Annotated in this window: 10 protein-coding genes; 6 read left to right on the top strand and 4 right to left on the bottom strand. The window is 48.3% G+C overall.

Going from position 1 to position 12,131, the window contains the following annotated elements; genetic code table 11:
- Positions 1–118: 118 nt before the first annotated feature.
- Positions 119–313: a YqzE family protein gene (locus AC50Y5_RS15720; protein ID WP_056041798.1), complete on the top strand. Its 195-nt coding sequence runs from the start codon at positions 119–121 to the stop codon at positions 311–313.
- On the opposite strand, the gene AC50Y5_RS15715 is transcribed toward AC50Y5_RS15720, so the two are convergent.
- The 3 genes from AC50Y5_RS15715 to AC50Y5_RS15705 form a co-directional block, all read right to left on the bottom strand.
- On the bottom strand, positions 304–1,200 hold the full coding sequence (locus AC50Y5_RS15715; RefSeq protein WP_494861944.1) for a hypothetical protein: 897 nt from the start codon (positions 1,198–1,200) through the stop codon (positions 304–306). The genes AC50Y5_RS15720 and AC50Y5_RS15715 overlap by 10 nt on opposite strands.
- A 178-nt stretch (positions 1,201–1,378) precedes the next feature.
- Complete coding sequence (locus AC50Y5_RS15710; RefSeq protein ID WP_494861942.1) at positions 1,379–2,578, bottom strand: YqhG family protein; 1,200 nt, start codon at positions 2,576–2,578, stop codon at positions 1,379–1,381.
- Entirely contained in the window at positions 2,571–4,313 is a 1,743-nt protein-coding gene (locus AC50Y5_RS15705) for a DEAD/DEAH box helicase (RefSeq protein WP_494862318.1), read from the bottom strand. Before AC50Y5_RS15705 ends, AC50Y5_RS15710 begins: the two co-directional genes overlap by 8 nt.
- Positions 4,314–4,723: 410 nt before the next feature.
- Between AC50Y5_RS15705 and AC50Y5_RS15700 the strand changes: the two genes are divergently transcribed.
- On the top strand, positions 4,724–7,489 hold the full coding sequence (locus AC50Y5_RS15700; RefSeq protein ID WP_494861941.1) for an adenosylcobalamin-dependent ribonucleoside-diphosphate reductase: 2,766 nt from the start codon (positions 4,724–4,726) through the stop codon (positions 7,487–7,489).
- 191 nt (positions 7,490–7,680) lie between these two features.
- On the opposite strand, the gene AC50Y5_RS15695 is transcribed toward AC50Y5_RS15700, so the two are convergent.
- Positions 7,681–8,283 carry a TetR/AcrR family transcriptional regulator gene (locus AC50Y5_RS15695; protein WP_494861940.1) on the bottom strand — a complete coding sequence of 201 codons (603 nt, stop codon included), beginning with the start codon at positions 8,281–8,283 and terminating at the stop codon, positions 7,681–7,683.
- A gap of 172 nt (positions 8,284–8,455) precedes the next feature.
- Between AC50Y5_RS15695 and AC50Y5_RS15690 the strand changes: the two genes are divergently transcribed.
- From AC50Y5_RS15690 to AC50Y5_RS15675, 4 genes are all read left to right on the top strand, one after another.
- Complete coding sequence (locus tag AC50Y5_RS15690) at positions 8,456–9,007, top strand: pyridoxamine 5'-phosphate oxidase family protein (RefSeq protein ID WP_494861938.1); 552 nt, start codon at positions 8,456–8,458, stop codon at positions 9,005–9,007.
- 37 nt (positions 9,008–9,044) lie between these two features.
- A complete protein-coding gene (locus AC50Y5_RS15685; RefSeq protein ID WP_430163155.1) occupies positions 9,045–9,488 on the top strand; it encodes a hypothetical protein in 444 nt (147 codons plus the stop codon).
- Between the two features lie 873 nt (positions 9,489–10,361).
- Complete coding sequence (locus AC50Y5_RS15680; RefSeq protein WP_494861935.1) at positions 10,362–11,231, top strand: ABC transporter permease; 870 nt, start codon at positions 10,362–10,364, stop codon at positions 11,229–11,231.
- A 27-nt stretch (positions 11,232–11,258) separates the two neighbouring features.
- Positions 11,259–12,128, top strand: coding sequence for a carbohydrate ABC transporter permease (locus AC50Y5_RS15675; protein ID WP_046229252.1), 870 nt, complete (start codon positions 11,259–11,261; stop codon positions 12,126–12,128).
- The last annotated feature ends 3 nt before the right edge of the window (positions 12,129–12,131 follow it).

The raw sequence follows: 12,131 nt of genomic DNA, 5'->3' as shown, positions 1-12,131 counted from the left end.
TCATGCATGTTTATGTTTGGAGATGACAGGGCAAACTGATATCATCAATGGTTGTGAGAAACAACTGTTCTAAGAAGCGACTGTCTTTTTACTTAAGCAAAAAAGGAGAGCGACAGAAATGGCCAGCGGGGATGATTTAATTAAATATGTGACCGTTCAGGTTGTGGAATATATGGAAAAGCCAAAAGGGGAACGCAAGCAAATGAAAGCGTCAGCGAAGGCGATAAGGGAGCCATGGCTGACGCGCTGGTTCGGCTGGGGTCCTGTCAGTCTAATGATGTGGTGGCGGGGAAAAAGCGAGCGTCAGCGGTAAAAGTCGCCTAGCTCAAGAAGCAGCGAAAGCGGCACATAACGCTGGCTTTCGCCTAGCTCGTCTGTTTCAAGGGCAACGTAGACAGCGCCGTTATTCCAGCTGTGATAGCCCGTTGCCGACCACACATACAGCATGTCGCCATTAAACCTTGCCGCTGTATAGGTAAGGTGTTTCTTTTTGTCCAAAATGTGCAGCAGCTTTATTGAGCCTTTGGATTCAGCCTTGTCTACAGGAGCATCTGTCAGCCATTGCAGCTTCTCGTAAGGGCTGAATGAGGAATTGGATACCGCTTTGGCAATGCCCGCAGTGGCGGTCATAGGCGTTTGTACTTGAATAAGCTTGAGCTCCTGACTTGCCTCGGCGCTCCAGAGAGAATCATTCAGCGGCAGCGCTTCACCGCTCATGGCATCGGTAAATGCAGTGGACTTGCCGGAAATTTTCCACACGGACAGCAGGGGATGGACATATAGCGGCGTACTCGTAATGGCAGATGGAATGAGTTCAAGCCGCTGAAGCGATTGCTGCAGCGTCGTTAAATTATACAGATAGTCGCCAAGCCCATATTCACCTAAAACAAACCCGCCGCTCTCCGTTGCATGGACAACGAGGTAGCCGACGGTTTTTTTGTGCTGAATAACGCTGGCCATCCAGCTGTGTGTGCCAGGGCCAAGTGCGGATATGCTGAGCGTTGCGCCTTGCCAGCTTTTGAAAGCAGGCTGAGCTGCGAGCTGTTCGGTCCATGCCTTTGCATGGGCGAGGAGGGACGCTTGGCCTGCTTGTTCCTGCTCCGGCATGGCGGCAGCTTGCAGGAGTTGGAGGCTGCTTGTCCATAATAAAGCGCTTAATAATAATGCGCCGATCATTAGCTTCCGAATTTGGCTCAGCAATAAATTCACCCTTTTCTTCATGAGGCAGATCGCTAAAGTGGCGAATGCTGCCTATTATTAACTCGCAGCTTCATTATAAAAGGCAGAGCGGGAGAAGGCTGTTGGAATGTGTCAGGCATGCAGCAGCCTGTCCCGTTCTTTTTTTGCCGCAATGGTGCGGATCGGGTCTGATCTTCGTCTATTCGATACCTTCCAGGTGGAAAATACCGCAGTTAATGGCGGAAGCCGTCACGCGGGGCTCATATTGCCAGCGAATTTCCGATTGGCGCTGTTCGTACTGCTCGCGTACGCTTTGCTTCAGCTCATCGTCAGCCGCATGCTCAATTAACGGCTCATAATACAGCCGGATGCGTTCCAGCTCCTCTTCCAGCCGCTCGGTTGCGGCGCCTGCCCATTCATAATCGTAGCTTTTCAGCTTGCGTTCGAGCGCCTGCTCCATAATAGACAGCGCCTTATTAAAGGAAAGGCCATTTTTCGCCAAATGAATGTTCGCGGGCAGGCGCGGCGTGAGCCTGAGGCGCTGAAGCCGATCATGGAACTGCTCGGTGCAATGCCCCGTTGCCAGCGAAATGCCGTAGCTGTGTATTTCCTCGCGCTTGCGGTCGCAGGCGAACTCTACGCGCATATTGATGCCGAGCCAGGCGGTGTAAGGGGTAGAGCTGTAGGGAGAGGCGGCACCGCGTTCCGGTTCTTGAAAAAGAAAGACGTAGCTGCCCTTCGATTTTGCCGCACCAAACAGCTGATCCAGCTTGCGCGAGCCGAAATACATTTCCTCGCGCGGAATGCGCAGCCCCGTCTGATTGATATTGCCGTGCACGAAGCCGAGCGAGCGGCCAAGCGCTGCATCAGCTGCTGCCGCTTGGCCCGTGTCGGCTGCCGCTGTGCTGGCACTGCTATCGGCACTTTCGGCAGGGCCGGCTGCAGGACCAGAACTCGCTGGCGCCGTCGAGGTTGATGCTAAACCTGCCGTATCACCGTGGACGGTTGGACTTGCAATTGTATTTGCGGGGCCTATGCCCGCATCAGGCCTCACGCTGCTTGCTGCACCGGGAAACGCTGCTGCACCTGCGTTTCCTTGTGCGTCCGCTACTATGTCCGCCGCTCCAACGCCACCGCCCGGCAAGCGCTGCTGCGCGGGCAGTGTCCCGGCTTGAGCGGCGTCATATTTTTCGCGGTCGGTTACGAGCAGGTAGGTCATCGTCTCGGGAGCGGCATTCGTACGGTCAACGAAGCTCCAGTAGTACGGGCGGTTCGTCAGCTCCCGATCCGCATCAGGAGACAGTTTTACGGTGAAATGGCAGGGCGATTTCTCCAAAACCTGGCACTGCGTCGCCTCCAAATATCGCTGTACAAACTTGTGTACCTGCTTCTCATTCATGTCTAATCTCCACCGTCTGCCCGAGGGCTGTCATTTGTGACACTATTTGCGCGCTTGCCTGCAGCTCAGGGCCTTGCTGCACTTCATCGCGAATTTGCGTAATCGAGGAGGCGAGATCGCTAATTTTCTCGCGCAGCTCCGTTTCGCTGCCGCCTGATTCGAGCAGCATGCGGGCAAGCTGCTGCTCCAGCGAGCCATCCTTTTTCTCAAAACGCTCCAAAATATGATCCAGCTCGCCAATCACAAGCTCAAACATATTAATTTTTTCATGCAGCAAATGCACAATATGCTCTTCTATCGTCCCGAGGGTGCATAGGTTGTAAATCTTGACATCCTCGGTTTGTCCGAGCCGGTGGACGCGGCCAATCCGCTGCTCTACGCGCATCGGGTTCCACGGCAGATCGAAGTTGATCATATGGTGGCAAAACTGCAAATTGATGCCTTCGCCGCCCGCCTCTGTTGCAATCAATACTTGGGCCCGGCCGCGGAACAGGTCCATCATCCAATCCTTTTTGCCGCGGTTCATCCCGCCCCTGTAAGGGACGGCAATCATGTCGTGAGAACGGAAATATTGCAGCAAATACTCCTGCGTAGCCCGATACTCGGTGAAAATAATAACTTTATCGTTCATTTCCTTAACGAGCTCAAGCGCCTTCTCCGCCTTCGTATTGGCTTCAATTTTTTTAATAAACTCGACGAGCTCCCATATTTTTGCGCGGACGGGTGAATCCTCAGCCGTCTTTTTGAACATATTGACGAGAGTCAGGAAGACAGCATCGCGGCTGCTGCAAACTTCGCGCTGGAGCGTGACCAAGGACAGCATGCTGCTCAGGTCGGGGCCGCTCTCATCGTAGCGTTCATGCACGAAGGCGGTCACTGCGTCGTAAAGCGCCTGCTCGTCAGCTGACAGCTGCAGCGGAATATTTTTCACAAAACGCTTCGTAAAAGAAATGCCGCCGTCGCCGCGGCGATTGCGGATCATAATGCTGGACAGCGCCGTTTGCAGCTGCTCCTCGTTTTTCGGAAGACGCTTGTCAACGACAAAGTTGGCGGCGAACTCGCTTTGGCGGCCGAGCTGGCCAGGCTTGAGCAGAGTGATCAAATTGTACAGCTCATCCAAATTGTTTTGCACCGGCGTTGCGGTGAGCAGCAGACAATATTTTTTGCGCAGCTCGGTGACGAACTGGTAGTTGGTCGTTTTTTTGTTTTTGAGCTTATGCGCCTCGTCGATGATGACCATATCGTAGTCGGTACCGAGAATGACGTCGCGATGCGGATCGCGTTTAGCCGTATCCATCGAAGCGACGACGACGTCATAATGCCATGTGTGGGCTTTTTTCTGAGCGACGGCGGAAATGCCGAATTTCTGATTCAGCTCGCGCACCCATTGCAGCACAAGCGAGGCTGGCACAAGAATGAGCGTACGGCGTACGAGTCCGCGAACGATGTATTCCTTCAGCACAAGCCCCGCTTCAATCGTTTTGCCAAGGCCAACCTCATCAGCGAGAATGGCGCGTCCGCCCATTTCATGCAGCACCTTGCGCGCGGTCGAGATTTGATGAGGCATCGGTTCAAGCATTGGCAGACTGCGCAAGCATTGCAGCTGCTCGAAGCTTTCAATCCGTTTCGCCTGCTCCGCTTCCATCGATAGCTGATATAACGTCCAGTCATCCCATGGACCGTTTTTGGCAATACGGCTTTGCAACTCGTCGAAAGTGGAACGGTCATATTGCAAATCTACGAGCGGATGAAGCTTGCGGGTGACTAGTGCACTTTCTGGAGCGGCGGAAGATCCGTGTAGCGGTTGTTTAATATCTGAAGACAAGGGAGCAGCTCCTTTCATCGTTTAAGCCAAACATTCATCGTCCAATAGAACAAAACGAGTAGGTTGAAATCTTTGTTTCTAGTATGGCCCTTTCATCGCCTATTCATAAGAAAGGGCCAAAAAAAGCGTGAGGACAAGCAAAGGAAAGCGCAGGCTTTGGCCAACGAGAAAATTGGGCGTTTTTGGCTGGAAATGAAGGAGAAACACAATATGTAGTATGTTATAATGATATTTAGACACAATATATCGGATTTGTGGGACACCGTGTTAGCGGGCAAATAGGTGGGTTTTTGCAAATGTGAGGAGAGGTGGCGTTACTTATGGAGAAGAAACAAACCTTAAAGGAAAATAGGATAGGCAGCGGCAGGCTGGAGGGGCTCAGCGAGAAAATTTTTCTCGATCGTTATGCCTGGAAAAATGCTGATTCCAGCAGCGCAAAGCCCGGAGACATCGTGCTGGTGCTGACAAAAGATGATCCGAAGTTTCCGACGAAGGAAGTCGGAGAGATCGTTGCCCGTGAGGGGGACCAGGTGGAGGTGCAGCTCCGAAACGGTGAGCGTATAACGGCTGCAGTTGAGAAGCTGACGCTGACCATTGAGCAGGCGCCGGAGGAAATGTGGGATCGTCTGGCGAAGGCGGTGGCCGGAGTCGAGGGCAGCGAGGAGAAGCGGGCGGAATGGACGGAACGTTTTCGCTATATTTTGGACGACTGGAAGCTCGTGCCGGGTGGCAGAATTGCAGCGGGGGCAGGTGCCAGCGAGGAATTAACGCTGTTTAACTGTTATGTGCTGCCTTCTCCGGCAGACAGCCGTGGCGGCATTATGAAGACGTTGACGGAAATGACGGAAATTATGGCGCGCGGGGGCGGCGTTGGCATTAATCTATCGTCGCTTCGCCCGCGCCGCGCCATTGTAGCAGGGGTAAATGGCGCTTCAAGCGGGGCGGTATCATGGGGCGGGCTGTTCAGCTATACGACGGGGTTGATTGAGCAGGGCGGCAGCCGCCGCGGCGCCTTAATGCTGATGATCAACGACTGGCATCCCGATGTGCTGGATTTTATTACAGTCAAGCAGACAATGGGCCAGGTGACGAACGCGAATTTATCAGTATGCGTCAGCAACGCTTTTATGAAAGCCGTAAAGGAAGATTTAGAGTGGGAGCTTGTATTCCCCGATACGAAGGATGCACAGTACAACGAGCTTTGGACAGGGGATTTGGATGCTTGGCGGGCACTTGGCAAAAAGGTGATTTTGTACAAAACGGTCCGCGCCCGCGATATCTGGCACATGATAATTGAATCAGCGTGGAAGTCAGCAGAGCCCGGCGTCGTTTTTATGGAATATTATAATCAAATGTCGAATAGCTGGTATTTCAACCCCATTATTAGTACGAATCCATGTGGTGAACAGGGCCTGCCGGGCTGGGGTGTCTGCAATCTTTCAGCGGTCAATCTGTCGCGTTTCTATAATGAGCAGCAGCATGATGTCGACTGGGAGGAGCTGGCGAAGGTGACGCGTTGGTCGGTGCGTTTTCTCGATAACGTCATTGACACCACACCGTATCATTTTCCTGAAAATGAAGCGAACCAGAAGCGCGAGCGCCGCGTCGGGCTCGGCACGATGGGGCTTGCGGAGCTGCTGATTAAGCTGCAAATCCGTTATGGCAGCGCAGAGTCTCTCGATTTTCTCGATAAGCTATATGGGTTTATGGCCCGCGAGGCGTATCTCGCTTCGACGGAAATTGCTGCGGAGAAAGGCGCTTTTGCTGCCTTTGAGGCAGATAAATTTTTGCAAAGCGGCTTTATGCAAAGCTTGACGTCGCATTATCCTGAGGTTCGAGCTGCTGTAGAGCAGCATGGCATTCGGAATGTAACGGTGCTGACGCAGGCGCCAACGGGCAGCACGGGAACGATGGTCGGCACCTCGACGGGCATTGAGCCGTATTTTGCCTTTGAATATTTCCGCCAAAGCAGGCTTGGCTATGACAAGCAGCTCGTTCCGATTGCCCAGCAGTGGAAGGATTCGCATCCTGGCGAGGAGCTGCCGGATTATTTTGTAGCGGCGATGGACTTGTCTGCGAAGGATCATATTCGGGTACAGGCGGCAATTCAGCGCTGGGTGGACAGCTCGATTTCGAAGACGGCGAACTGCCCGAATGACTTTACAGTGGAAGAGACGAAGGAGCTTTATGAGCTGGCGTTCGATCTTGGCTGCAAGGGCGTGACCATTTATCGCGACGGCAGCAGGGATGTGCAGGTGCTGTCGACTACGGATGAGAAGGAGAAAAAACAAGAGAAGGAAGTGGAGCCTCAGCCGTTATCAGGAGCGGGTAGCGAGGATAAAGCTGCTCGATTGAATGTTCATGGTGCCAATGCTATTATTGAGGGAATGGCTTCTCAAGATGCTCCAAGAGCTGAGAGTGTACAGGATGCAGCAGGCTCAACAACAACTACAGCTACAACCGCTGTTAGTCCGAAAACGCTGGACAAAGCATACAAAAATCGCCCGCAGGTACTGCGCGGTGCCACCTACAAAGTAAATACGCCGTTCGGCATGGCGTACATTACGATCAATGATCTCTCCGGCTTGCCGGGCGAAATTTTTCTGAATGTCGGCAAAGCTGGCTCCGACGTGTTCGCCATGGCGGAAGCGCTGGGCCGCGTCTGCTCGCTTTTCCTTCGTTATGGCGATCATGGTCATAAGGTGGAGCTGTTAATCAAGCACTTGAAGGGGATCGGCGGCACAGGTGCGATTGGGTTTGGCGCAAACCGCGTGGAATCGATTGCTGATGCTGTGGCGAAGGCGTTGGAGCAGCATATAGCGGCTACTGACCTGCAGCAGTTGGATGTGGAACGGTCAGAGGAAAGCCGTGAAGCAGCTCAAGGAACTGAAGCCAGTAAGGGCTTAAAAGTAGTTTCATCCGCAACAGCTGCATCAATAGCGGCTGCTAACGTCATTCCAGACTCAGCAAAAAGACGCAGCAGCGCAAGCTCGCTCGATCTTTGCCCTTCTTGTGGGTCAGCGTCGTTGATTAATATAGAAGGCTGCAAGCAGTGCAGCAATTGCGGGTACAGCCGATGTAATTAACGATTCCTTATAGGGAAAGTCTTGAAGCAATTGCCCCCGCCTCATTGAGAGGTGGGGGCAATTAATTCAACAGGCTATGCGCTCTTAAATCCCTACAACAAGGGACACTTGGTAATAGGTGAATCGTTACCTGTAGCGATAGTCCCGAATCTATTCAAATATTTAGTAGATCCTCCTAACGAACGAACAACTTAGTTTAATATATACGCATCCAAAAAAACACTAACACCGCGTTCAACAAACATTCTGATTTGAGCATCGGATGGATCTTCAATAATACCGAATAGACATTTTTCCACTAGCTCTGATTCGATCAAGGCTATATAGTGTGATACAACCACTCCTATATCTCTCTTTTTTACCTTTTGAGAATCCATTTCTTTCTCAAAGTGCTCGGATAACATATCGAGAATTTTCCTCTGACCCTCCTCAAAGAATAAAATCCCAATGTCAGAGCGAGTGGACTCAGCAATTAGCATGCGGTTAATGGCAATCGTATCCGAACTACATCGTTGATGCAAATAATGTTCCCCAAAATTCTGTAGCACAGTCTTAAGATCCTCAGTTTCTGTCAATATGGACTTTATTGTGGTTAATTCAGGTTGAACAGACTGTTTGACCATTTCTACAAATACTTCTTGTTTTGATGAAAAGTAGTTATATAAAGTTGCTTTGGAACCGCCTACACGTGCAGCGATTTCGGACATGGATACGTCATATGAAGCACTTTCCTTTAGCAATTGTAAGGCTACATCGATTATTGCTTTCCTCTTGCTTTCACTTTTGGTTCTCAAAAAAACCGCTCCCTGTACAATCTGCAAATTTCTAAATTCATTATAAAATTTGAAACCATTATCGTCAAATAAGAAAGTGCTAGCTCGCAAGCAGAAAGAGAATATTGACGGTTAGTAATTCCTTCATTATAATTAAACCGTACTGTACAGTTTAATTATTGGAGGTTAGATTATGAGGGATATTAAATCAATGTGGATTGAAAACAGATTGGAACAGAAAGATCTTATGCCTAAGTTAGTTAAACAAGAATTTGAAAATGAAATTAGGCAAGACATTTTGGACTTTTTAAAAGTACAAGAGGTTGCTAATCTAGCGACAGCAACTCCGACAAATTGGCCACTTATTCATGCTATGCATTTTGCCACAGTTGCAGATAAAGAAAACAGACCGGTCTTCTACCTATTTTCTGTTCCAGGCACCAGAAAGTTGCATAATATCACTGTAAATCCACAGGTTGGATTGTCGGTATATAATTTACTGGGATATGAAAATAAAAAGCAGGCAAAGGCATTTCAATTTATAGGAATCGCCGAAATTATCAATGACGAAGAGGAATTTAAAAAAGCACTGGCAGCTCAAAGAAGTAAGCTGGGGTATGAATTTACAGAATATTTACCTCTTGAAAAACAACCTTGCATACGAGTAGATGTTCTATACGGCACGTGGATGGATCAATCGAGGAAGCACCCATTTGTATCATTAGACTATCTGCGGCAGGTATAGCATCTTACGTCTGTGATAAAGATGGGGGGATTTATATATGAAGAAACTACATGCGTTTGCTAGCATTATATCTTTTCTATGTATCGCCAGTTTTTTTAGTTCTACTATTATAGTAGATTTGTTCTGTAGTCATGAAACGATCGCTAAATTAAAAAGTTTGATTGTTCTACCAGGATTGCTCGTTTTGATTCCGGCCATGGCAATAACTGGGGCAACGGGCTTCAAAATATCTAAAGGAAGGAAAGGAATGATTATTGAAAAGAAAAAGAAAAGAATGCCTTATATTGCCTTGATCGGTATATTAATTATGATACCGTCCGCAATATTACTTAATATGTGGGCATCAACAGGTCAATTTGGCACGAAATTTTTGTTGGTTCAGCTGATTGAACTCATAGGCGGTGGTGTCAACCTATTCCTAATGAGTATAAACATGAAGGATGGATTTGTACTTACCGGAAAATTAAAACTCAAAAGATAATTTTGCCAAATTTGTCGAGGGACGAGAACATAGTACCATACAAATCCGCTAAAATTGCTACTTATAAAGGAACCAAGTCCTTATTCCAACAAAAGTTAATCAAGATAAATAGAATGAACGAATCGCCTCAGGCTCCTTCAAGGAGTTTGAGGCGATTCGTTTGCTACGTCCGTTTCTTTTCATATGGATAAAACTTATACCAATATGGACAGATAATAGTGTTATTAAATTTTGTTGCTAGATAGGACACTGAATCGTCCATATTTCCCTAACTGTGTGGAATACTCACAAACTCCAGAATTCATTATGATGGAATTAGTAAAGCGCTTTCTTTTTTGTGTGTAGAAGAAGGACATCCTTTTTGCAGCTTATGAGGAGGTTTTTATGAAATGACTGTTCGAGCCTATCGTGTTCGGCGTTTTCCTAGCGTTATGCCTTATTCAAGGCGTTATGGTGCGGGCAAAATAAGACTAAGCATTCGATCTCTACTTATGGAACGAGGCGATTGAGTGCAATTACGATATCTACCATTTGTTGAGAAGCCAAAGAGCAGGTGAGGATATGGAAGAGATAGCGCAGCTGATTATCCGAAATTTGGAATGCAAGCTCCGAAGCTTGGCAGCGCCGACTGAGCATTTGCAGCTGCCGGAGGAAATCGCAACTGAGTAACCAATAAAACAACATTATATGAAAGCGGTAATAAACGGTAGACAGCGGGTAGCGTATTCGCGATAGGCGAATATAACGTCAATTTGATTGCGGAAAGGATTGTTGGATTTGAAAAGTGAAAATGTGCAGAGCGTCCTTCAAGCGGCTAGGCCTAAAAGGTCAAAATGGACCCATACCTGGAGAGAATACAAAAAAAATAAATATATGTTTTTTATGCTTTTCCCCATATTGGTGTGGTACGCGATTTTTCATTACGGACCGTTATACGGCGTCCAGTTGGCATTTAAAGATTTTAGTCCGATACGCGGAATTTGGGGAAGCGAATGGGTCGGATTTGAATATTTCAAATTTTTGTTTTTCCAATCGCCAGACTTTCTAAGAATTCTGAAAAACACGGTCATCATTAGCTGTTATAATATTATTTTCGGATTCCCGGCGCCGATTATTTTGGCATTATTGCTGAACGAGATACGATTTGGCTTATTCAAGAGAGTAGCCCAGTCGATCTCGTATATCCCGCATTTCTTTTCATGGGTCGTCCTGTCCGGCATCATCATGATGATGCTTTCGCCAACCCATGGACCGATTAACTATTTATTGTCGCTCGTGAACATCGATCCGATCTACTTTTTAGCCGATTCCAACTACTTCCGATCAACGCTTGTTGTAACGAATATATGGAAAGAAATAGGCTGGGGCACGATCATTTATTTGGCTGCTTTAACGGGGGTCGATCCAACCTTGTTCGAAGCGGCCAAGATCGACGGAGCCAATCGGTTCAAGCAAATAAGGCATATTTCGATCCCGTCTATTTTTCCAGTAGTTACCATCATGTTTATCTTATCGCTGGGAGGCATTCTCAACGCGGGCTTCGATCAAATATTTAATTTGTATTCGCCTACTGTATACAACGTTTCCGACATCATCGACACCTACGTATATCGAGCCGGTATCGTTAACGGTCAATTCGGATTAACGACAGCGGTCGGCTTGTTCAAGAACATTATTGGCATCACGTTGGTGCTCGGCACGAATTATGTTGTGAAAAAAATGGGACAAGAAGGGGTTCTGTAAAGAGCCGTCAGGAGGAGAGCGAACATCATGAAATCGTCAGTTGGAGAAAATATTTTCCAGTTTATACTTATTGCATTTATATGTGGCTTGTGCACTGCTATGATCTATCCGTTTATTCATATTGCGTCCGTATCGTTAAGTGGGCCGGCGGAATCGACGCGTATGGGATTTCACTTATATCCGAAAGACATCGACTTGTTCAGTTGGAAGCAGGTTGTGAGCCAGCAAAAAATATGGTGGGGCTTCGGCAATTCGGCTTTTCGGACCGTGGTCGGCACCTTGTTGACGCTCGTCGCGATGTCCATGGTTGCGTATCCTTTATCGCGCAAAACGTTGCCTCATCGCTCCTTCTACACGATGATCATTTTATTTACGATGTTTTTTAGCGGCGGCCTCATTCCAAGCTATTTGCTTATCAAAGAGCTGCACTTGATGGACAGCAGATGGGTGTACATCATTCCGGGATTGGTGCCGACTTTCTCCATGCTCGTATTGCGCAACTTTTTCATGTCTATTCCGCAGGAAGTCGAGGAATCGGCAAGAATTGACGGAGCGAACGATATTCGCGTTCTGGTAACGATCGTATTGCCGTTGTCGAAGCCCGTATTGGCAACGCTGGCGTTATGGACTGCCGTCGGACATTGGAACGCTTGGTTCGACGCGGTCTTGTACATTTCCGATCAGTCCAAGCAAGTGCTCCAATTTTTTTTAAGAGAAATCGTTATTCTTAATGCGGACAAAGAGACATTCGGCAGCACGGTTGTCGGGAACTACAAGTATGAAACTTCAATCAAAGCCGCTACCGTGATGTTCGCCGTACTGCCGATTCTAATCGTGTATCCGTTCCTGCAAAAATATTTCGTTAAAGGGACGATGATCGGCTCACTTAAAGGTTAGCGC

The organism is Paenibacillus sp. JT22N7, assembly GCF_059383875.1.
This window is presented reverse-complemented; position numbering and strand designations above follow the sequence as displayed.